Raw genomic sequence first — 19,922 nt, forward strand, 5'->3', positions numbered from 1 at the left:
CGGCTTCCGCCATGAATGTTTCGAGTGCTGCGAGGCGGCCGCCGGCAATGGACCTTGGCCGTGAGTGGGATTCGATTTGGCGTTGTTTCAAGAGGGCTATCAGGTGTCCGGCCTTGCATGCATTTCGGCCGTCAGCCACCTTTCGAGCGCCAGCGCATCCGGCCTGCCGGCGATATGCGGCGCGATCCACAGCACCATGCGGCGCGGCCCGGGCAAAAAGCCGAATGGCGCCACAAGTCGCCCGGAGGCAAGTTGATCCAGCACCAGCATCTGCGGCACGACCGCCATGCCGAGGCCGCATGCCGCGGCCTGGATCAGCAGATAGAAGTGGTCGAAGGCCGCCTGCGGCGCCAGATCTAGATCCGCCTGCCCGGCGATCGCCTGCCAATCGCTCCAGGCTTGCGGCCGCGTCTGCGTGGAGAGGATTGCGGCGCGCTCCATATCATCAGGAGATTGAATGCCGGAGCGGCTGAGATATTCCGGCGAACAGACTGGCCCGATCGCCTCGCCGCCGAGTTCGCGGATGATCGCATCCTTCGGCGGCTCGATGACGCTCGAGCGGATCGCCAGGCTGATCTTGTCCCGAACGAAATCGATCTGATCGTAGTTCATGTTGAATTGCAGAGCGACCTGCGGATGGCGTTCATGGAACTGGCCGATGCGCGGAATGATCCATCCCATCATGATCGACGAGGAACAGGAAAGCGTCAGCGGGCTGGGGCGGACGCGCTCGACGCTTGCCTGCATCAGGCCGAAGGCGCTCGCAAGCCCTTCCGCCAGTCGCAATCCTTCGAGCGTCGGCTCCGTCGAATGCGCCCTGCGAGTGACGAGAACGACGCCCAGCGTCTCCTCAAGGCCGCGAACATGCCGGCTGATCGCGCCGTGGGTCACGCACAGCTCATCGGCTGCGAGCGTCATGGATCGATGGCGGGCAGTCGCTTCAAATGCTTTCAGTGCGTTCAATGACGGGAGAGGGCTGCTCATCTTTCAATCCATCTATCTTATGATGTGATTTTTCTTCACATGATGGAGAGATTAAATCGTTTGCTTGCCGCATGTCCATCCCGCTAGAGATCGAGGTTATTCGAGGGCGCGCGACCGAGGGCAGGAGTCGGAAGGGGAGTCGGAGTTTCCGTTCTGCCAACGGCGCAAGTGGGTCGCAGCGTCGCCGACAGTCGAGAACGGGGGGAGGATTTAAATTGCAGCCCGGTATTCAGGAAATGTCACAGGTCGAGCGCTCGGCCATCTCCAAGGTGTCGAAGCGGCTGGTGCCCTTCATCGCCTTGATGTTCTTCATCAATTTCCTCGATCGCACCGCGATCTCCTTTGCCGGCCCGAATGGCATGACGACGGATCTGGCCCTGACGGCGGCGCAGTTCGGTTTTGCTGCCGGCATCTTTTTCTTCGGCTATATCGTTTTGGAAATCCCGAGCAATCTCGCGCTCCACAAATATGGCGCGCGCCGCTGGCTTGCCCGCATCATGGTCACCTGGGGCATCGTGGCGCTGCTCTTTACCTGGGTATCGAGCGCAACGGAACTCTATGTGCTGCGCTTTCTGCTCGGGGTTGCCGAAGCCGGATTCTTTCCCGGTGCCATCCTATTCCTCAGCATGTGGGTACCGGCGAGGCATCGCAACAAGATCCTGGCCCTCTTCTATCTTGCCCAGCCGTTGACGACCGTTGTTGGCGCACCCTTTGCAGCGATGCTAATCCAGATGCATGGTCTCTTCGGCCTCGAGGGCTGGCGCGTCATGTTCTTCGGCGTCGCGGTTCCGGCTATCGTGATCGGCATCGTCGCCTGGTTCTATCTCGCCGATCGGCCCAATGACGCCAAATGGCTGACGCAGGCCGAGAAGGACTGGCTGAACCGGGAGCTTGCCGGCGAGGAAAGAGCCAAAGCCGCCGCACACGGCAAGATGACCGGTCTCGCCCTGACGGATGGCCGTGTGTGGCTGCTGTCGGTCATCTATTTCGGCCTGATCTACGGCCTCTATGCGCTGGCCTTCTTCCTGCCGACGATCATTGCCGGTTTCGAGACCAAGTTCGGCACCAAGTTCGATGTCTTCGACAAGGGGCTGATCACTGCCATTCCTTATCTGCCGGCGGCGGTTGCCCTGTTCTTCTGGAGCCGCGACGCGTCCAGGCGTGGGGTGCGGCCGTGGCACATCGGCATTCCTGCGCTGATCGGCGCATTCAGCATTCCGGCCGCGCTCTATATGAATTCGCCTGAGGCGACGATCGCCATGATTACGCTGACGGCCTGCGCGATCTTTTCCGCCTTGCCGAATTTCTGGGCCATTCCGTCCCGCTTCCTGGTCGGGCCGGCGGCTGCGGCCGGCATCGCCCTCATCAACACGATCGGTAATATTGCCGGCTTTGCAGCCCCCTATGTGACCGGCGTCGTCAAGGATGCGACGGGTCTCTATGAGCTGCCGATGTTCATCGTCGGGGCGCTGATGCTGCTGTCGGCTCTGCTGGCCTTCTCGCTGAGCGGCCGGGTAGGTGAACCCGAACTGGTCGCTTCCGGCAGCAAGGGCTGAAATCGCTGCTGTGAAGATTAATGGGTTTGATGGCGGTCGTAAGAGCGACCGCCATTGTCTTTTCTCAGCCTGCCCGCAGCAACATGCCGAACAGGTCGCGGGGATCATCGGGGTCGGCGATGATGTCGAGCTTCTGGAAGTAATCCGTGCCTGCCAGCTTCTCGCGGACATAGCGCAGGGCGGAGAAATCCTCGATCGCGAAGCCGACGCTGTCGAACAGCGTGATCTGCCTGTCGCTGCTGCGGCCCTGTGCCCGGCCGTTGACGACTTGCCAGAGTTCGGTGACCGGATAATCCGGGTCCATCTGCTGGATTTCACCTTCGATGCGGGTCTGCGGCGGATATTCGACGAAGGTGTCGGAGCGCAGCAGGATGTCGCGGTGGAGTTCCGTCTTGCCAGGGCAATCGCCGCCGATGGCATTGATGTGGACGCCGGCGCCGACCATGTTGTCGGTAAGGATCGTCGCGTATTGCTTGTCGGCGGTGCAGGTCGTGATGATGTCCGCACCCTCGATGGCTGCCTGGGCCGAAGTGCAGGGCACCAGTCGCAGGCCCGTTTTCGCAAGATTGCGAACGGTCTTTTCCGTCGCCCTCGGGTCGATGTCGTAGAGGCGGACTTCCTCGATGCCGAGAACAGCCTTCATCGCCAGCGCCTGGAATTCCGCCTGCGCGCCGTTGCCGATCAGGGCGAGGCGGCGCGAATTGGCGGGCGCCAGATGTCTTGCTGCCATGGCCGAGGTCGCTGCCGTGCGCAGCGCGGTCAGCAGCGTCATTTCCGTCAGCAGCACTGGGTAGCCTGTCGAAACCTCTGCAAGCAGGCCGAAGGCGGTCACTGTCTGCAGCCCCTGCGCCATGTTCTTCGGATGGCCGTTGACGTATTTGAAGCTGTAGACCGCGCCATCCGAGGTCGGCATCAGTTCGATGACGCCGTCATGGGAATGGGAGGCGACGCGGGGCGTCTTGTCGAAGAGGTCCCAGCGGCGAAAATCTGCTTCGATAGCGTCCGTGAGTTCGACCAGCGCGGTTTCGATGCCGACATGATGGACGAGCCGCATCATGTTCTCGACGCTGACGAAGGGGATGAAAGCTCTTTCCGATGGGAGCGGTGCGGGCATTCTCGTATCCTCGATGGAGATCATTTCCCATAGGGTACCAAGCGGATCGATTGACTGAAATCGCAAAACTGTGCCAGTTCTGGTATGGGTTTGCACAAATTGCCCAGAATTTTTGACGAAATAGACAAGACCAGGATCGCGCGATGACACTCGCCAAATATATTCCCGATGATCTCGACCGTCGTATCATCGCTCATCTGCGTGCCGATGGCCGTGCCTCCCTCTCCAAGCTGTCGGATGCGCTGGGCGTCGCGCGCGGCACCGTGCAGAACCGGTTGGATCGGCTGATCGAGACTGGCACACTGCTCGGCTTCACCGTGAGGGTCCGCGAAGACTATGACGAGCAGACCGTACATGCCGTCATGATGATCGAAGTTGTCGGAAAATCGACGACACAGGTCATCCGCAAGCTGCGCGGCCTGCCGGAAATCTATTCACTGCACACGACCAACGGAAACTGGGATCTGGTCGCCAATATCCGCGCAACCAGCCTTTCGGACTTCGACCGCGTTTTGCGTGAGGTGCGCATGATCGACGGCGTGGCCAACAGCGAGACCAGCCTTTTGCTGAGCAGCCTCTGACGGATCGCATCCTTAGAGGCTGCCGATCGCCATGGGTCGGTCTGCGCCGTGCCTGTTTACGGACGACGCGCGCGCAATATGCGCTTCCACAGAGTGCCGCCCAGGAAGCGATTGAACAGGATGAAATAGGCAGCGATCAGAACGAAAAGCAGCAGGGCCGGTAGGCCGTTGAGCCGGAAGCCGTCCTCCGTCCTGCCGCCGAAGATCGATGCGATGATGTAGCCCAAAACTAGGAAGGCGGTCAGGAAGTCGAAGATGGCGGCAAGCACGATGCGCCAGGTGGCTGGCTGCGTCGCTGGGTTCGAATGAGACATTGTTTGACCCTATCGTGTTTGCAAGAGATGTCGGCAGGAGCGCAGGGGCCGCTGATCGGTGAACCACACGCCGATAAATCCAATGCCGCCGAGCTTTGTCAATCGTGCGGCGCATCCTCCCCGATGCGAAGCCGGATGCAACGAGCCACTATTGGGTTCTTTTAGGCAAGGTCGGGCCTTCAGCCAACGGATTTGAACCGAGACCCATTGCAGGCCGCGCGCATCGCTTGAAAACTCGCGGCTTGTTGTTATGATTTCGTATGGAACTTACTTTGCTCGCCCACGCCCTTGCCTGGACCGTGCTCGGTCTGATCGTACTGACCACGGTCGTCCCGGTCGGGACGAAGTATCCGTTCATGGCAATGGCAAGCATCGACAGCGTCATCCCATTCGGCCTTTTGGGATTTCTGTTTGTCATGGCTTACCCCGAAGATCGCCGCGTCATTGCTCTTGTGTGCATAGCGGTCGCAGCGGCAAGCGAGTCGCTTGCGCTGATCCTGCCGAAGAAGTGTCTGAGGATAGAACGCGCGATCCTGAAAGTGCTCGCCACGGTGTCGGGCCTGATTCTGGGAGCCGTGTTCATGGAGCTCATGCAGCAGGTCGTCTCTTAACTTCGCCAGGAAAGCACCCTGAAACACCTATACCACTATCCGCAGCAGCGAGGCGGTACCCTTTCCTTCCATATACAACTTATCGGTCCGAAGGCTTGCCGCTTTGGCTCTCCAGCCGATAGCGATGTCCGGGGTAAACCAGCTTTGCTGTGGAAACGACGCCGCGTCCCGACCATGTACGCCTGCGGATCGTCAGGCAAGGCTCAGTCTTCAGGATCGTTAGCAGCTTGCATTCCCAGGCCTGCGGCATGACCGCCTCGACCACATGCTCAGAGCCGCTCAAGGGGGCAACAGCGGAAAGATAGGCGTTCGGCGTCATGTCGGTGAAATCCTGCTGCAGATAGTCGGGGGCTGCGTCCGGGTGGACATGCCGATCCTCGATCTGCACCGGCACGCCGTTCTCGCTATGCACGATCAGTGAATGAAAAACCGGTGATCCGATGTCGAGTTCCAGCGCGTCGGCAACATCGGGCGATGCGGCTTCCCGAGCCAGCACGATCACGATTGCCTGGTGGGAATGGCCACGTTCGGCGATTTCCTCGGCGATGTTGCGGACCTCGAACAGGGCCGACGCGCCCTTGCGTTCGGCGACGAAGGAGCCGACGCCCTGAATGCGGACGAGCTCGCCCTCGCTGGCCAGTTCACGCAGTGCGCGATTGGCTGTCATCTTGCTGACGCCAAGCTCGACCACCAATTCGTTTTCGGAAGGAACGCGATATTTGGGCGGCCACTCGCCACTGTGGATGCGGTCGAGTATCATCTGCTTGACGCCGGCATAGAGAGGCGCGGTGTCATTTTCCGCCAACTCGCGTTTCATCTCGCCGGAACGCTTCATTGCCTATTCCCTTTGCACCGAGTGAATCTGCCTCGAAATCAACTTTCCCACTTGCATATCATAAATTATCTCATATGGTACCCTATACAACCTCGCAATCAATCCTAAAAATTAATTGGGAAAGCGGGCAAGCCGGCGAAGATCGGTAGGAAGTGCTGCAAGGCCTGTTTCAACCTCAGAGGAGCTCTACACGATGAAATTCAGTGCAATTCTTTTGTCAGGCGTCATGGCCGCCGCCGTTTTTGCGGCTCCGGCTGTTGCCAAGGACTGGAAGACGGCGACGATCACCCTGGAAGGTGCTTACGCCCCGTGGAACATGACGAATGCCGACGGTACGCTCGGCGGCTTCGAGCCGGAGCTTGCCAAGGTCCTGTGCGAACGCGCCAAGATCGACTGCAAGCTTGTCGCCTCCGACTGGGACGGCATGATCCCGGCGCTGAACGCCGGCAAGTTCGATGTGATCATGGATGCTCTTTCGATCACCGACGAGCGCAAGCAGGTCATCGGCTTCACCATTCCCTACGCTGCAACGCCTGCCGCTTTCGCGACCGCCAAGGACAGCCCGCTTGCCAATGCTGCCGGCACCGGAGCCACGATCAAGATGACGCCCGGCCAGACCGGCGTCAAAGAAATCGACGTGTTGAAGGAAGCCTTCAAGGGCAAGACGATCGGCATTCAGGCCGCGACCGTCTATGCCAAGTTCGTCTACGATAATTTCGGCTCGATCGCCACGATCCGCGAATACAAGACCGGCGCCGATCGCGACCTCGATCTGCAGAACGGTCGTATCGATCTCGGCTTCGACGATGCGGTCTACTTCGCGAACGCCTTCGCCAGTGCCAATGACTCGCTCGCCTTCACCGGTCCGGAAATCGCCGGCTCCATCTGGGGCGAGGGCGAAGGTCTCGGTATCCGCAAGGCCGATACCGATCTGCGCGACAAGCTCAATGAGGCGATCAAGTCTGCACTTGCCGACGGCACCATCAAGACCCTGTCGATGAAGTGGTTCAAGGTCGACGTCAGCCCGGAATGATCGGTGCGGCCTTCGGGCCGTTACCATAGGTCTCCGGCTTTGCCGCCGGAGACCTATGATATCCTGACGCCTGAAACTGCCACGGACAGGGATTGGATCTATGGCAAGCTTGCAACTGCTGGGCTTCGGCTCGAACGGGTGGGGCGCGCTGCTGCTCGTTGCCACCTTGATGACGCTCGCCGTCACGGCGACGGCATTGGCTATCGGGGCTGTGCTGGGTGCGATCGTCGCCTCGGCAAAGCTTTCCGGCAGCCTGGTCTTGAAGACCCTCGGCAATGTCTACACGACCGTCTTTCGCGGCGTACCGGAACTCCTGATCATCTATCTCATCTATTTCGGCGGCTCGTCGGCGGTCACCTCGGTCGGCCAGTGGCTCGGCTATGAGGGCTTTCTCGGTCTGCCTTCCTTCGCCGCGGGTGCGCTCGCCGTCGGCATCATTTCGGGCGCCTATCAAGCCGAGGTTTTCCGTGGCGCTTATCTTGCCATTTCCAAGGGTGAGCTGGAGGCGGCTTCGGCGATCGGCATGCATGCCGGCCTGCGCCTGCGCCGCATCATCATTCCGCAGGTCGTGCGCTACGCCATTCCCGGCCTCGGTAATGTCTGGCAGCTCAGCCTGAAGGACTCCGCCTTGATCTCGGTCACCGGCCTTGCCGAGCTGATGCGCACCAGCCAGGTCGCGGCCGGCTCCACGCGGCAGTACTTCCTCTTCTTCATCGTCGGCGGGATACTCTACCTGATCCTGACCAGCCTGTCGGACCGCGTCTTCAACAAGGCGGAACGACGTGCCAACCGCAGCATGCCAGCTGCGACAATCGGTCAGGCTTGAGGAGCGGCACATGGATTTCACCTTCCTCTCGAGCACCATGATCACGCTGCTGCAGGCGGTGCCGATGACGCTCCTGCTGTTTTCTCTGTCGATCGTATCGGGCGGTATTCTTGCGCTCGTCATCGTCGCCTTGCGCGTCAGCAGCAATCCGATCCTGTCGGGCTTTGCCAAAGGCTACATCTTCGTCTTTCGCGGTTCGCCGCTGCTGATTCAGATGTTCCTGATCTTCTATGGCTTGGCGCAGTTTTCCATCATCCGCTATTCGTTCCTCTGGCCCTTCCTGCGCGAGCCCGTAGTCTGCGCGATCCTGTCGCTGGCGCTATGCACGGCCGGCTATACGGCCGAGATCTTCCGTGGCGGCATTCGTGCCGTTTCGCCCAAAGAGATCGAGGCGGCGCGCTCGATCGGCATGTCTCGCCTCCTGCTCGTGCGCCGCATCATCGCGCCGATCGCCTTCAGGCACGCCCTGCCGGCCTATTCGACCGAAATCGTCCTGATGATGAAATCGACGGCGCTCGCCAGTCTGGTCACCGTCTGGGAAGTGACAGGCGTTGCGCAACGGCTGATCTCGCACACCTATCGCACCATGGAGGTCTTCCTCTGTGCGGCGATCATCTATCTCGTGCTGAATTTCATCATTCTGCAGGCCATGGCCTTGCTGGAATATTCCTTGTCCCGCCATCGCCGCGCCATTCCGCCGGCGCTGAAGGCCTAAAGCGTACAGGAGCAGCCAAATCATGCCAGATGTCACCCGACTTTCCGTCCGCAACATCCGCAAGAGCTTCGGTACTCATGAAGTTCTGCGCGGCATATCGCTCGATGCCCAGGATGGCGATGTGATTTCGCTGCTGGGCGCTTCCGGCTCGGGCAAATCGACCTTCCTTCGCTGCATCAACTTGCTCGAAATCGCCACGGATGGCGAGATCTGGGTGGATGGCGAACAGATCCGCATGATCCACAAGAATGGCAAAAGCCGCCCGGCGAGCCACAAGCAGGTGGATCATATCCGCTCCGAGCTCGGCATGGTTTTCCAGAGCTTCAATCTCTGGTCCCATATGACGATCCTGCAGAATGTGATCGAGGGGCCGATCCATGTCCTGAAGCGCCCGCGTGCCGAGTGCGTCGCCGAGGCCGAAGCGCTTCTCGAGAAGGTCGGCATTGCCGACAAGCGCCACGCCTATCCCGCCCATCTCTCCGGTGGTCAGCAGCAGCGTGCCGCGATTGCGCGCGCGCTTGCCATGAAGCCGAAGCTCATGCTGTTCGACGAGCCGACTTCGGCGCTCGATCCCGAGCTTGTCGGCGAAGTGCTACGCGTCATGCGCTCGCTTGCCGAAGAGGGCACGACTATGCTGGTCGTCACCCACGAGATGAGTTTTGCCCGCAACGTTTCGAACCGCGTCGTCTTCATGAAGGAAGGCCTCGTCGAAAGCACCGGCACGCCCGACGAGATGTTCGGCGGCGGTGCGTCACCGGCTTTCCGCCAGTTCATCGGGCATTTCGGAACCGGACAATGACCATCACTATCGACAGGCCGTTATCCTGGCGCGATGTTGCTCGTGTCGGCGCCGGCGAACCGCTGACCCTATCCGATACGGCATGGAAGCGTGTCGAGCAGGCAAGCCGCATCGTCGAGCGTATCGTCGAAACGGGCGTGCGTGCCTATGGCGTCAACACTGGCGTCGGTGCCTTGTCCGACACGGTTGTTGATCGAGACTCGCAGAGCCGGCTGTCGCGCAACATTATCCTCAGCCATGCCTGCGGCGTCGGTCCTTTGCTGCCGGCGCGCGAGGTGCGTTCGATCGTTGCGGCGCAAATTGCCAATTTCGCCCATGGCCATTCCGGCGTGCGGCCGGAGATCATCGGGCACTTGGCCGCATTTATCGAGCACGATTGCATTCCGGAAGTCCCCTCGAAGGGATCGGCCGGCTATCTCACGCACAATGCCCACACCGCTCTCGTCTTGATCGGCGAGGGCAGGGCTGTCGTGAAGGGCATATCCATGAGCGGCGCTGAGGCGCTCGCGGCGATCGGTTTGAGCCCATTGGTTCTCGGTGCCAAGGAGGGCTTGAGCCTCGTCAACGGCACAGCCTGCGCCACCGGATTGTCAGCCCTTGCAGTTTCCCGCGCCGAACATCTGCTTGATTGGGCCGACGCCATCGCCGCCCTGACGCTCGAGGCCGCCGGCTGCCAGGTCGCGGCTTTCGATGAGAACGTGCTGGCGCTGCGTCCATCGGCAGGCATCGCCAAGGTCGGACGCAGATTGCGCAACAGACTGGATGGCAGTGGCCTCGTCGCTGCCGCGCTCGGTCGGCGGACGCAGGATGCGTTGAGCTTGAGGTCTGTCCCTCATGCCCATGGCGCCGCTTGGGATGTCTTCGTACAGACGGCTCGCATCGTCGATCAGGAGCTTGCTTCGGTGACGGACAATCCTGCCGTATCGGGCACGCCGGAGCAGCCGTTCGTCTCCTCCGAAGCCCATGCGGTCGCTCCGGCTCTCGGCCAGGCAGCAGATGGTCTGGCGATTGCGATTGCCCAGATAGCAGCCATGAGCGAGCGGCGCATGGATCGCCTCGTCAACCCGCTGGTCAGCGGTCTGCCGCCGTTCCTGGCGAGCGATGCCGGCAGCCATTCCGGCTTCATGATCGCGCAGTACACCGCTGCGGCGCTAAGCAACGACAACAGGCGCTTGGCCGCTCCCGCCTCCCTCGATGGCGGCCTGACCTCCGGCCTTCAGGAGGATTTTCTGGCCCATCCGACCGCTGCTGCCAACAAGCTGCTCGCGATCATCGACAATGCCGAATACATCCTGGCGATCGAGCTGATGGCAGCGGCGCAGGCGCACGACTTTCTCGTCTCCCAGGGTGCGCGGGCGCCGGGAACGGAGCGTGTCTACGCCGCTGTCCGCTCGCGCGTTCCTCTTTATGGAGACGACCGCCCATTGAATGCGGATATCGAAGCCTTGCGGGCCATGATCGCCAAGGTCGCGCCGCCTGCCGAAATTGAGACTGGAGCGTAACATGTCCGCGGAATTCGACGTTGCCGTCATCGGCCTCGGTGCGATGGGAGGTGCGGCCCTGTCTTTCGCTGCGGCGCGGGGCGCAAAGGCGATCGGGATCGAGGCGCATTTCCCCGCCCATGCCCTCAGCTCCTCGCATGGCGACAGCCGCCTCATTCGCCTCGGCTATTTCGAAGACCCCTCCTATGTTCCCCTGCTGAAGCGGGCCTATCACAATTGGCGTACGCTGGAGGCAAGACTGCGCGCCGAAATCCTGACCGTCACGGGTGTCCTGCAGATCGGCGCGCCCGACAGCAAGATCGTCAGTGGCACGCGCGCATCCTGCGACATGCACGGGCTGCCGCACGAGATGCTCGATCGCGATGCCATGAAGCGCCGTTTTCCGGCGTTCGCGCTTGAGGAAGGCGAGGTCGGCCTGCTTGATCCGCAGGGCGGCTATGTGCGCCCGGAAGCGGCGATCATGGGCTATCTGAAGCTTGCCGCGGAAGATGGGGCGGCTTTGCATTTCGGCGAGCGCGTTGTCACGATCGATCCGGACGATACGGGTGTGACTGTCGTTTCGACGACGGGGAAATATCGTGCGCGCAAGGTCATCGTCGCAACCGGCGCGTGGATCGCCGAGCTGGTGCCGCAGTTGAAGGCGCATGCCCAGCCGATCCGGCAGGTGGTCGCCTGGTATCAGCCGAAGGATGGGTTCGTTGCCGAACCACAGCGCATGCCCTGCTTCCTGCGGGATGAAGGGGCCGAAGGCTCCTATTTCGGCTTCCCGGCGATCGGCGCCGACGGCGTGAAGATCGGCCGCCACGCGCATTTCAGGGAGCCGATCGACCCGACGGTGTCCAATCCGCCGGTCAATGACACCGATACCGATCTGCTCGACAGCTTTGCCCGCAAGCGTCTGCCGGATGCAGCGTCGTTTCGCGTACGGGCGACGACCTGCCGCTATACCATGCTGCCGAGCGAAGATTTTCTCATCGACGCTGTGCCCGGACTGCCAAATGTCGTCGTGTCCTCGGCCTGTTCCGGCCACGGCTTCAAATTTACGAGCGTTGTCGGCGAGATTCTCGCCGATCTGGCGCTTGAAGGCGGCAGCGCATTGCCCACCGCCCTATTCTCGTTCGAGAAGCATTTTGGCGGCCAAGCGGCTTAGCCGCCAATCTTGCAGACTGTCTAGCCCATTGTCATACGTCTAAGGACATCCGATTTGAAATAGAAGTGCTGAACAAGCGCTCCAAATATGTGCAGCACGACGACAATCCAAAGCAGCGTCTTGATCGGACCGCCATGGACAAAGGCGGCTGTATCGATGCCGAAATAATAGCCCGTTATTCCCGATAGGGGCATTGCGAAGATCAGTACATAGAGCAGGAAATGCGTGATGCTTGCAATGTAGTGCAGAAACACAGGCTGACCGTCTGGCAGCGCCGGGACATCGGACACCAATCTCAAGCCAAGGCGCACGATGGCCAGGAGCAGGATAGCGATCCCGGCATAGGCGTGGATATTGGCGTTGGAGATGTCGGCCGGCGTCGGGATCTGCCCGTGGCGCACGAGACGCCGCCAGGCGTTCATGCCATCGGGAAATAAGAGATTGAAGAAGATGAGGATGGCCATAAGCCAGTGAAGAATGCGTTGCGGAACGGAATAGGTCGATCTGGCAGGCATCGGCTCTCCTTAGATTGGAATTGTTCTAAAGGTAGAACATGATTCTAACGAGAACCTGAAAGCTGCCGTTAACTGTGCCGGGCCGCCTGGCAGCCGGGACGGCAAAACCGCCATCGGCGTTCGCAGGCATGCCCCGGACAACCCTATGAAGATCCTCCGGGGCGATCATATCAGCTCAACACGGCGCGTGGCTCAAGAAACGATTCCAGCCCGTAAGCGCCGAATTCGCGGCCGATGCCGGACTGCTTGAAGCCGCCAAACGGGGCCAGCGGTTCATGCGGCGCACCATTGATGACGACGCGACCAGCTTCGATCCCTTCCGCCATCCGCTTTGCTCTGGAGACGTCCGAAGAAAAGACATAGGCCTGCAGACCGTAGACCGTGTCGTTGGCGATCTCGAGTGCATGCGCGTCATCACGATAGGGGATGATGCACAACACGGGGCCGAAGATCTCTTCGCGCGCGATCCTCATGTCGTTGTTGACGCCCGAGAAGATCGTCGGGCGCACGAACCAGCCGCGATCGAGCCCTTCGGGGCGGCTTCCTCCGCCGACGATCAGGCGCGCGCCTTCCTCCTGGCCGAGGCGGATATAGGATTGCACGCGGTCCCATTGCTTTTGGCTGACCATCGGGCCGATGCTGACGGCGGGGTCGATCGCATCGCCGACCTTGAGCGCGGCAACGGCTTTCCCTAATTTGTCGTGTATTTCAGCAAGACGGCTTTCCGGTGCGAGAATACGGGTGCCGGCGATGCACGCCTGGCCGCTGTTGGCAAAGCCTGCTCCCAGCACCTGCGGAATGACGACATCGAGATCGGCATCGTCCAGAACGATGTTGGGGCTCTTGCCGCCAAGCTCCAGCGTCACGCGCTTCAAGGTCGCCGATGCGGCCTGGAGGATCGCCTGTCCCGTCGCCGTCGAGCCGGTGAAGCTGATCTTGGCGATATCGCGATGGGCGCTGAGAGCCGCACCCACCACATGGCCGTAGCCGTTGACGATGTTGAAGACGCCATTCGGCAGGCCGGCCGCGTGCAGGCACTCAGTGAGGATCTGCGTCTGGATCGCGCTCATTTCGGAGGGCTTGATGACCATGGTTGTGCCGGCGGCGATGGCGGTCGCAAGCTTGTTGCAGATGAAGCCGTAATTGCTGTTCCAGGGCGTGATCGCGGCAGCGACCCCGGCCGGCCGCATTTCGATCTCTGCATGGCCGATACGGCGGCGGAACTCGTAGTTTTCGAGCGTTTTCGCCATTTGAAGAAAACTGGTTGCGGCATGCGGCACCGAGAAGCCGACGAAGGGCGCTGGCGCTCCATATTCCTCGCGCATGACGTCGCTTAGGTCCGAGGCCCGGGCCGCGACGGCATCGTGCAGGCTGTGCAGCATGGCAATGCGCTCGGCTTTCGAGCTTTGCGACTGGCTGGTAAACGCCGCCTTGGCGGCGCTGACGGCCTTGTCGACATCCTGCTCGTTGCCGAGGCGTACGGTGCCGATTTGCTCCTCCGTAGCCGGATTGAAAAGCGGCGCTTCCTCCCTGCCATGAGGGTGAACGAAGCTGCCGTTGATGTAGATGGCGTCTATGGTACGCATGAGCGTCTCCTTTCTCTTCACGAATGAGGTAAGGTGCGCTATCTGTTCTGTTTAGTAGGACAAAACTGGACGGGCTGATAAGGAAAATCGCGCAATGAAGGCAAGCCTGGTGGAGCTGGAGGCGATCGCAGCCGTTGCGCGCCATGGCGGTTTTCGCGCGGCTGCACGAGAGCTCGGCATGTCCTCGTCCGCGCTCAGCCATGCTGTTGCCGCCTTGGAGGAGCGTCTCTCCGTGCGGATATTCAACAGGACGACGCGCAGTGTCACGCTATCGGATGCCGGCGAACGTTTCGTGGCGGAGCTGACCCCGGCGTTGGCAGCGATCGACAGGGCGATCGAAAATGCCGGCATGTCTTCCAACGCGGTCTCGGGCACGCTTCGCCTCAACATGGCGCCTGGTGCCGCCCGCATGCTTCTGGTGCCGCTCATCCTGGAATATGGCCGGCGCTATCCGAACGTCGAGATTGAGATCGTCACCGACAATGCTCTCGTCGATGTCATCGGCAAGGGTTTCGATGCCGGCGTGCGTCTCGCCGATGCCGTTCCGACGGATATGGTCGCAATCCACATCGTTCCGACGATGCGCTCGCTCGTTGTCGGCTCGCCCGCCTATTTCAGCGGCAGGCCGCGTCCGCTTGTTCCGAGCGATCTCCTGCAGCATCGCTGCATCCGCGCCCGTATGGCGAGCGGCAGGCTTTATCGCTGGGAGTTCGAACGCCACGGCCAGTCCATCCTCATCGATGCGCCGGGAAGCCTTATCCTCGACGCTTCCGACCTGATGCTGAGCGCTGCGCTCGACGGAGCGGGGCTTACCTATATCAGCGAGGCGTCCATTATCGAACACATAGCCGCAGGCAATCTGATCTCCGTGCTGGAAGATTGGAGTCCGCCCTATCCCGGGCTCAGCCTGTATTTCGCGCAGCGACGCCAGATGCCGGCGCGGTTGCGAGCGTTGATCGAGCTGATCCGCGAGCAGAACGCGTCCCGCTGAGCAGCGTCGAAAGATTAAGTTTCAGACAGGAACGTCCCTGGCGCTTGAGTGGCGTTGTATCGGGATGTAGCCATGTTGGCTGAGATATCGTCGAGACCATTGCCGGGAAGGTGAGTTTGCTATGGACCAGAAGATCGAAGCCGTTCTTGAAGCCTATCATGAGCTTATCCGCGAGGAGCACAGCAAACCCAGGGACATGCCGCCAGGCGGACGCGACGGCGGTCAGGATCGCCGGCTGCGCGCGGTCGGACCGGAGACCGGTCGTCTGCTCAATATTCTGGCGAAAAGCCTCAAGGCGCCTACCATTCTGGAACTCGGGACTTCCTTCGGCTATTCCGGCATCTGGCTTGCCGAAGCCGCGCGCGCAAGCGGCGGCAAGCTCATCTCAATGGAGCTGCACGCCTACAAGACCGAATTTGCCAGGGATATGGCCGAAAAGGCAGGGCTGTCGGAGCATATCGATTTCCAGATCGGCGATGCCGTCGAGATGATCAAGGCGCTTCCCGGCGGCGTCGATTTCGTTCTGGTCGACCTGTGGAAGGATCTCTACATTCCCTGCCTGGAAGCCTTCTATCCGAAGCTCAATCCCGGCGCGATCATCGTTGCCGACAACATGTTCATGCCCGGCAATGAGGACGTGAAGCGTTACGGCGAGGCCGTTCGCGCCAAGCCGGGGATCACGTCCATTCTGTTGCCGGTCGGCTCCGGCATCGAAGTCAGCCGCTACGATCCCGCATAAAAGGAAAACGGCGGCCCCATTCATGGGACCGCCGCCCGTTCGCTTTACTTGCCGGCTTCCTTGGCTGCTTTTTCGATCACGGCCGCGACCTTTTCCGGCTGCGAAGCGAAGACGGCGTGGCTTCCCTTGATTTCGGTGACGTCGCTGTCGGCGCGCTTTGCCATGTCGCGCTCAAGGTCCGGATTGATGGAGCGGTCATTGGTCGCGACGACGGCCCAGCTCTTCTTTGCTTTCCAGGCAGGATCGCCGACTTTGGCGGTAAAGGCGGCCTTCGATGCAAAGACCTGCGACCTCGCCAGGAAAGCGGCCTCGTCTTTCGGCAGGTCGGCGGCAAAGTCGGCTGCGAATGTCGCCGGATCGAGATAGAGATACTGGCCATCCTTGGTTTCGCGGATGTTCATGCTGCCTGCCGGCTTGGAGCTCGCGAGGCTGATCAGGCTCTCGCCCTTGTCCGGCTGAAACGCCGCGACATAAACGAGGCCGGCGACATCCGGGCGGTTGCCCGCCTCGGTGATGACCATGCCGCCATAGCTGTGGCCGACGAGCAGGCTCGGGCCGCTTTGAAGGTCAAGCACGCGATTGGTAGCGGCGACATCGTCGGCAAGCGAGGTGATCGGCTGCTGGACGACGGTGACGTTGAAACCATCCTTCTCAAGGATGTCGGCGGCCTTGCGCCATCCCGAACCATCGGCAAGGGCGCCATGGACGATGACGATATTCTTGATCTCGGCAGCCTGTGCGGCAAAGGCAAAAGTGCTTGCGGCAAGGCCGAGGGCGGCGATGGAAGGAAAACGGGTCTTCATGGTTGTAACTCCTGTCAGTTGAGGTTCATGCGTGGGGTGAAGAGGGCATTTCAGCCGAAGGTGAAGGCGTAGGCCTGGACCCCGGGATCGAGGAAACGGATCTCGAAGTTGCGTGCGCTGACATCGCCAGACTGGCGGACGAGCTGGTAGAGCTTGGTTGTGGTCACGGTGCCGTTACCGTCGGCGTCGACATCGGAGCCGTGGTTGGCGCCGGGCGCCTTTCCGTCCACGATCACCTGGAAGCGGATCGGCTTGCCATCAGCGGAAGGGCCGAGCACCAGGTGCAGGTCGCGGGCGCTGAAGCGGTAAGTGATGCCGCCGCCTGCCTTGTTGAGCGAAGCTGCCTCCGAACCGACCGTCCAGGTGCCCGCCAGGCCCCATTGGTTGAGGCCGGGGTTGGCAACGGAATAGTCGGCGGCCGTATCTGCCTTCAGGCCTTCGGGAGAGACGAAACCCGTCGCCTGGCTGTAGCCGACATAGGTTTCGCCGGAGCGGATATGGCCAAGGTCTGGGCTTGCTTCAGCACCCTTGGCATCGGGAACGACCGGGCCGCTTTGGGCCATGTCGCTGCCGGCTTCGCGCAGGAGGTCCTGGATCGCCTGCTCAGTCTGACGGTAGTTGCCTTCGCCGAAATGCTGGTAGCGGACCTGGCCTTTGGCATCGATCAGATAATGGGCCGGCCAGTAGTTGTTCTCGAAGGCGCGCCAGATGCGGTAATCGTTGTCGATCGCAACCGGGTAGCCGATCTGGAAGTCGGCAATCGCCTTCTTGACGTTGTCGACATTCTTCTCGAAGGCAAATTCTGGAGCATGGACGCCGATCACGACAAGACCCTGATCCCTGTACTTTTCCGCCCAGGCACGAACATAGGGAATGGTGCGGATGCAGTTGATGCAGGAATAGGTCCAGAAGTCGACGAGCACGACCTTGCCGCGAAGCTGTGCAGTGGTGAGCGGCTCCGAGTTCAGCCAGGTGACGGCGCCGTCGAGCGAAGGGGCAGGGCCTTCGATCGGAAGATCGCTGTGGAAGGGGCGGGCCGCGTCGGTTGCGACCTTCATGGCGCCATTGCTGGCGACCTCGGTTTCGGGAGTCGAAGGCTTGCTGTGCAGCTTCTCCAGCAAAGCCTGTTCGAACGAGGCGGTGCTCGCATAGGAGAGGCGGGCCAGCAGACCGGTATCGAGGCCAAGCGCGATGGCTGCAATGCCGGCCAGAACAGCCGCTCCCGCGAACTGACGGATGCGTTCGCTGACACCGAGGGACTGCTTCATGCGGGCAAAGATCCTGCCGCCGGCGAGTAGTGCAACTGCAAGCGAAGTGGCGGCGCCGGCACCATAGGCAAGCAACAGAAATGTCGTCTGCAGATTGGCACCCTTCAGGGCCGCGCCGGTGAGGACCAGACCGAGGATCGGGCCGGCGCAGGGCGCCCAGAGCAGGCCGGTCGCAATGCCGAGCACGAAGGAGCTTCGGACGCTTGCAGTTGCGCGCTGAGCCCCGGCGGCATTCAGCAGATTGTTGCCGAGATCGACGGCTGGCCGCGAAAGCGCGGTTGCTATGCGTGGTGAAATCAGGCTCAGGCCGAAGAGTCCAAGGAGGACGATTGCCGCGAGTCGACCGTATTCATTGGCGCGGATCGCCCAGGCGCCGCCAACCGCGGCCAGCGTCGCGACAAGGGCAAAGGTAAGTGCCATGCCGGCAAGCATGGGCAGCGTGCTCTTGACGAAGGGCTGTCCGGCGCGGGCAAAGACGAAGGGTAGGATGGGCAGGATGCACGGACTGAGGATCGTCAGCGCACCGCCGAGATAGGCAATGATGAGAAGCGTCATCGTCTTGTTCCTTTAGAAGCGATTGACCGGCTGCTAACGGCGACGTGCCGTGTTCAGCAGTGACGCCATCTGTCGTTGGCGACGTATCCCGAATGTGTCCGGCTGGATGGGAGAATGTACCGAAACGTCAGTGCCCTCGGCTTCGATACACTGCGATACAAATTGGACGATGCGGGCGTGATTTCGCCGGCGCGTCAGGCGCTGCCGGACCTGGCCGATCAAAGGACGCGGATTGTATCAGACTGTATCTGTGCGGTCTGAAGCTACATACGCATTCAAAAGGCTGCCGCCTGCGACACATCGGCGATACATGCGGCTGGTTTTTTCAGCCTCACAATCCAATCGACAGGAGGGACAGATGTCCGACGAAATCAATCACAACCGCCGCCGCTTCTTTGGCATTGCCGCTATCGCTGTCGCAGCCGCCGAGTTCGGCCTACCTGCCATCGCCGGCGCTGAGGAAACCAAGGCCTCGGCATCGACCTTGCCCGCCGTCAAGGCCGGTAGCCATACCTCCTTCGACGCGTTGAAGCAGATCAATGCAGGTGTGCTCAATGTCGGTTATGCCGAAGCCGGACCGACGAATGGCCCGGTCGTGCTGTTGCTGCATGGTTGGCCTTACGACATATACAGTTTCGTCGATGTCGCTCCGCTGCTTGCCGGTGCCGGCTACCGGGTCATCATTCCCTATCTTCGCGGCTACGGAACCACTCGGTTTCTTTCGAAGGACACGCCGCGCAATGGCCAGCAGGCAGCGCTTGCCGCTGATATGATCGACCTCCTTGATGCGCTGAAGATCGAAAAGGCCGTCATTGCCGGATACGATTGGGGCGGCCGTACCGCCGACATCATGGCGGCACTCTGGCCCGAGCGTTGCAAGGCTCTGGTTTCGGTCAGCGGCTATCTCATCGGCAGCCAGGAAATCAACCGCAAGCCGCTACCGCCAAAGGCAGAGCTTGCCTGGTGGTACCAGTTCTATTTCGCCACCGAGCGTGGCCGCCTTGGCTACCAGGAAAATCGCCACGATTTCGCAAAGCTGATCTGGCACACCGCCTCGCCGCAATGGGCGTTCGATGACGTGACTTACGATCGCTCGGCCGCCGCATTCGACAATCCCGACCATGTCGAGATCGTCATTAACAACTACCGCTGGCGGCTTGGTCTGGTCGAAGGCGAGGCGAAGTTCGATGCCTTTGAAAAGAAGCTGGCCAGCGGCCCGGCTATTTCGATCCCGACCATCACGATGGAGGGTGACGCCAACGGCGCACCCCATCCGGAGCCTGCAGCCTATCGCGGCAAGTTCACGGGCAAGTACGAGCACCGCACCATCACCGGCGGCATCGGCCATAACTTGCCCCAGGAAGCCCCGCAGGCTTTCGCCCAGGCTGTGATAGATGTTGATCGTTTCTAGTTCGGCGGTAGCGTGCGGGAAGGCGCCGGCGTAA

The 19,922-nt window shown here is 61.0% G+C and carries 20 protein-coding genes; 12 read left to right on the plus strand and 8 right to left on the minus strand.

From position 1 onward, the window contains the following. Window positions 1–99: 99 nt before the first annotated feature. Window positions 100–984 carry a LysR substrate-binding domain-containing protein gene (locus ACIQWP_RS02640; RefSeq protein ID WP_402781899.1) on the minus strand — a complete coding sequence of 295 codons (885 nt, stop codon included), beginning with the start codon at window positions 982–984 and terminating at the stop codon, window positions 100–102. 236 nt (window positions 985–1,220) lie between these two features. On the opposite strand from ACIQWP_RS02640, the gene ACIQWP_RS02645 reads away from it, so the two are divergent. Continuing rightward, window positions 1,221–2,540 (plus strand): MFS transporter, encoded by a 1,320-nt coding sequence (locus tag ACIQWP_RS02645; RefSeq protein ID WP_402782718.1) that lies wholly within the window; start codon window positions 1,221–1,223, stop codon window positions 2,538–2,540. Window positions 2,541–2,604: 64 nt separating this feature from the next. Here the strand turns inward: ACIQWP_RS02645 and ACIQWP_RS02650 are convergent, their stop codons facing one another. Continuing rightward, complete coding sequence (locus ACIQWP_RS02650) at window positions 2,605–3,654, minus strand: ornithine cyclodeaminase (RefSeq protein ID WP_402781902.1); 1,050 nt, start codon at window positions 3,652–3,654, stop codon at window positions 2,605–2,607. A 143-nt stretch (window positions 3,655–3,797) separates the two neighbouring features. On the opposite strand from ACIQWP_RS02650, the gene ACIQWP_RS02655 reads away from it, so the two are divergent. Continuing rightward, window positions 3,798–4,235: an Lrp/AsnC family transcriptional regulator gene (locus tag ACIQWP_RS02655; RefSeq protein WP_047631933.1), complete on the plus strand. Its 438-nt coding sequence runs from the start codon at window positions 3,798–3,800 to the stop codon at window positions 4,233–4,235. Window positions 4,236–4,291: 56 nt separating this feature from the next. Here ACIQWP_RS02655 and ACIQWP_RS02660 read toward each other — a convergent pair whose 3' ends face one another. Next, window positions 4,292–4,549: a hypothetical protein gene (locus ACIQWP_RS02660; protein WP_402781909.1), complete on the minus strand. Its 258-nt coding sequence runs from the start codon at window positions 4,547–4,549 to the stop codon at window positions 4,292–4,294. A 260-nt stretch (window positions 4,550–4,809) separates the two neighbouring features. On the opposite strand from ACIQWP_RS02660, the gene ACIQWP_RS02665 reads away from it, so the two are divergent. Continuing rightward, complete coding sequence (locus ACIQWP_RS02665) at window positions 4,810–5,160, plus strand: hypothetical protein (protein ID WP_402781912.1); 351 nt, start codon at window positions 4,810–4,812, stop codon at window positions 5,158–5,160. Window positions 5,161–5,239: 79 nt separating this feature from the next. Here the strand turns inward: ACIQWP_RS02665 and hutC are convergent, their stop codons facing one another. Further along, on the minus strand, window positions 5,240–5,995 hold the full coding sequence (gene hutC / locus ACIQWP_RS02670; RefSeq protein ID WP_402781915.1) for a histidine utilization repressor: 756 nt from the start codon (window positions 5,993–5,995) through the stop codon (window positions 5,240–5,242). Window positions 5,996–6,188: 193 nt separating this feature from the next. Here hutC and ACIQWP_RS02675 point away from each other — a divergent pair, with 193 nt between their 5' ends. From ACIQWP_RS02675 to solA, 6 genes are all read left to right on the plus strand, one after another. Continuing rightward, window positions 6,189–7,028, plus strand: a complete 840-nt coding sequence (locus ACIQWP_RS02675) for a transporter substrate-binding domain-containing protein (protein WP_402781918.1) — start codon at window positions 6,189–6,191, stop codon at window positions 7,026–7,028. 100 nt (window positions 7,029–7,128) lie between these two features. After that, on the plus strand, window positions 7,129–7,854 hold the full coding sequence (locus ACIQWP_RS02680; protein WP_402781921.1) for an ABC transporter permease: 726 nt from the start codon (window positions 7,129–7,131) through the stop codon (window positions 7,852–7,854). Window positions 7,855–7,864: 10 nt separating this feature from the next. Further along, window positions 7,865–8,569, plus strand: coding sequence for an ABC transporter permease (locus tag ACIQWP_RS02685; protein ID WP_402781924.1), 705 nt, complete (start codon window positions 7,865–7,867; stop codon window positions 8,567–8,569). 22 nt (window positions 8,570–8,591) lie between these two features. Then, window positions 8,592–9,368, plus strand: a complete 777-nt coding sequence (locus tag ACIQWP_RS02690) for an ABC transporter ATP-binding protein (RefSeq protein ID WP_402781927.1) — start codon at window positions 8,592–8,594, stop codon at window positions 9,366–9,368. Then, window positions 9,365–10,870, plus strand: coding sequence for a histidine ammonia-lyase (hutH, locus tag ACIQWP_RS02695; protein WP_402781930.1), 1,506 nt, complete (start codon window positions 9,365–9,367; stop codon window positions 10,868–10,870). The genes ACIQWP_RS02690 and hutH overlap by 4 nt, the downstream gene beginning before the upstream one ends. A gap of 1 nt (window position 10,871) precedes the next feature. Further along, window positions 10,872–12,020 (plus strand): N-methyl-L-tryptophan oxidase, encoded by a 1,149-nt coding sequence (solA, locus tag ACIQWP_RS02700; protein WP_402781933.1) that lies wholly within the window; start codon window positions 10,872–10,874, stop codon window positions 12,018–12,020. Between the two features lie 20 nt (window positions 12,021–12,040). Here solA and ACIQWP_RS02705 read toward each other — a convergent pair whose 3' ends face one another. Both ACIQWP_RS02705 and ACIQWP_RS02710 read right to left on the minus strand, forming a co-directional pair. Then, window positions 12,041–12,535, minus strand: a complete 495-nt coding sequence (locus ACIQWP_RS02705) for a cytochrome b (protein ID WP_402781936.1) — start codon at window positions 12,533–12,535, stop codon at window positions 12,041–12,043. Between the two features lie 170 nt (window positions 12,536–12,705). Then, window positions 12,706–14,121: an aldehyde dehydrogenase family protein gene (locus ACIQWP_RS02710; RefSeq protein ID WP_402781939.1), complete on the minus strand. Its 1,416-nt coding sequence runs from the start codon at window positions 14,119–14,121 to the stop codon at window positions 12,706–12,708. Window positions 14,122–14,215: 94 nt separating this feature from the next. Here ACIQWP_RS02710 and ACIQWP_RS02715 point away from each other — a divergent pair, with 94 nt between their 5' ends. Both ACIQWP_RS02715 and ACIQWP_RS02720 read left to right on the plus strand, forming a co-directional pair. Next, window positions 14,216–15,112, plus strand: coding sequence for a LysR family transcriptional regulator (locus ACIQWP_RS02715; RefSeq protein WP_402781943.1), 897 nt, complete (start codon window positions 14,216–14,218; stop codon window positions 15,110–15,112). 121 nt (window positions 15,113–15,233) lie between these two features. Next, a complete protein-coding gene (locus tag ACIQWP_RS02720; RefSeq protein ID WP_402781946.1) occupies window positions 15,234–15,851 on the plus strand; it encodes an O-methyltransferase in 618 nt (205 codons plus the stop codon). 44 nt (window positions 15,852–15,895) lie between these two features. Here the strand turns inward: ACIQWP_RS02720 and ACIQWP_RS02725 are convergent, their stop codons facing one another. Next, window positions 15,896–16,654: an alpha/beta fold hydrolase gene (locus ACIQWP_RS02725; RefSeq protein ID WP_402781949.1), complete on the minus strand. Its 759-nt coding sequence runs from the start codon at window positions 16,652–16,654 to the stop codon at window positions 15,896–15,898. 50 nt (window positions 16,655–16,704) lie between these two features. Next, window positions 16,705–18,477, minus strand: coding sequence for a cytochrome c biogenesis protein DipZ (locus tag ACIQWP_RS02730; RefSeq protein ID WP_402781952.1), 1,773 nt, complete (start codon window positions 18,475–18,477; stop codon window positions 16,705–16,707). 358 nt (window positions 18,478–18,835) lie between these two features. Between ACIQWP_RS02730 and ACIQWP_RS02735 the strand changes: the two genes are divergently transcribed. Beyond that, on the plus strand, window positions 18,836–19,888 hold the full coding sequence (locus tag ACIQWP_RS02735) for an alpha/beta fold hydrolase (RefSeq protein ID WP_402781955.1): 1,053 nt from the start codon (window positions 18,836–18,838) through the stop codon (window positions 19,886–19,888). Window positions 19,889–19,922: the final 34 nt, after the last annotated feature.

Origin of the sequence: Rhizobium sp. NPDC090279 (assembly GCF_044769665.1) — a bacterium.
Classification (GTDB): Bacteria; Pseudomonadota; Alphaproteobacteria; order Rhizobiales; family Rhizobiaceae; genus Rhizobium.

Coding starts and splice junctions, on each gene's coding strand:
- ACIQWP_RS02640 (WP_402781899.1), bottom strand. CDS start 984: ATGAGCAGCCCTCTCCCGTCATTGAACGCACTGAAAGCATTTGAAGCG.
- ACIQWP_RS02645 (WP_402782718.1), top strand. CDS start 1,221: ATGTCACAGGTCGAGCGCTCGGCCATCTCCAAGGTGTCGAAGCGGCTG.
- ACIQWP_RS02650 (WP_402781902.1), bottom strand. CDS start 3,654: ATGCCCGCACCGCTCCCATCGGAAAGAGCTTTCATCCCCTTCGTCAGC.
- ACIQWP_RS02655 (WP_047631933.1), top strand. CDS start 3,798: ATGACACTCGCCAAATATATTCCCGATGATCTCGACCGTCGTATCATC.
- ACIQWP_RS02660 (WP_402781909.1), bottom strand. CDS start 4,549: ATGTCTCATTCGAACCCAGCGACGCAGCCAGCCACCTGGCGCATCGTG.
- ACIQWP_RS02665 (WP_402781912.1), top strand. CDS start 4,810: ATGGAACTTACTTTGCTCGCCCACGCCCTTGCCTGGACCGTGCTCGGT.
- hutC (WP_402781915.1), bottom strand. CDS start 5,995: ATGAAGCGTTCCGGCGAGATGAAACGCGAGTTGGCGGAAAATGACACC.
- ACIQWP_RS02675 (WP_402781918.1), top strand. CDS start 6,189: ATGAAATTCAGTGCAATTCTTTTGTCAGGCGTCATGGCCGCCGCCGTT.
- ACIQWP_RS02680 (WP_402781921.1), top strand. CDS start 7,129: ATGGCAAGCTTGCAACTGCTGGGCTTCGGCTCGAACGGGTGGGGCGCG.
- ACIQWP_RS02685 (WP_402781924.1), top strand. CDS start 7,865: ATGGATTTCACCTTCCTCTCGAGCACCATGATCACGCTGCTGCAGGCG.
- ACIQWP_RS02690 (WP_402781927.1), top strand. CDS start 8,592: ATGCCAGATGTCACCCGACTTTCCGTCCGCAACATCCGCAAGAGCTTC.
- hutH (WP_402781930.1), top strand. CDS start 9,365: ATGACCATCACTATCGACAGGCCGTTATCCTGGCGCGATGTTGCTCGT.
- solA (WP_402781933.1), top strand. CDS start 10,872: ATGTCCGCGGAATTCGACGTTGCCGTCATCGGCCTCGGTGCGATGGGA.
- ACIQWP_RS02705 (WP_402781936.1), bottom strand. CDS start 12,535: ATGCCTGCCAGATCGACCTATTCCGTTCCGCAACGCATTCTTCACTGG.
- ACIQWP_RS02710 (WP_402781939.1), bottom strand. CDS start 14,121: ATGCGTACCATAGACGCCATCTACATCAACGGCAGCTTCGTTCACCCT.
- ACIQWP_RS02715 (WP_402781943.1), top strand. CDS start 14,216: ATGAAGGCAAGCCTGGTGGAGCTGGAGGCGATCGCAGCCGTTGCGCGC.
- ACIQWP_RS02720 (WP_402781946.1), top strand. CDS start 15,234: ATGGACCAGAAGATCGAAGCCGTTCTTGAAGCCTATCATGAGCTTATC.
- ACIQWP_RS02725 (WP_402781949.1), bottom strand. CDS start 16,654: ATGAAGACCCGTTTTCCTTCCATCGCCGCCCTCGGCCTTGCCGCAAGC.
- ACIQWP_RS02730 (WP_402781952.1), bottom strand. CDS start 18,477: ATGACGCTTCTCATCATTGCCTATCTCGGCGGTGCGCTGACGATCCTC.
- ACIQWP_RS02735 (WP_402781955.1), top strand. CDS start 18,836: ATGTCCGACGAAATCAATCACAACCGCCGCCGCTTCTTTGGCATTGCC.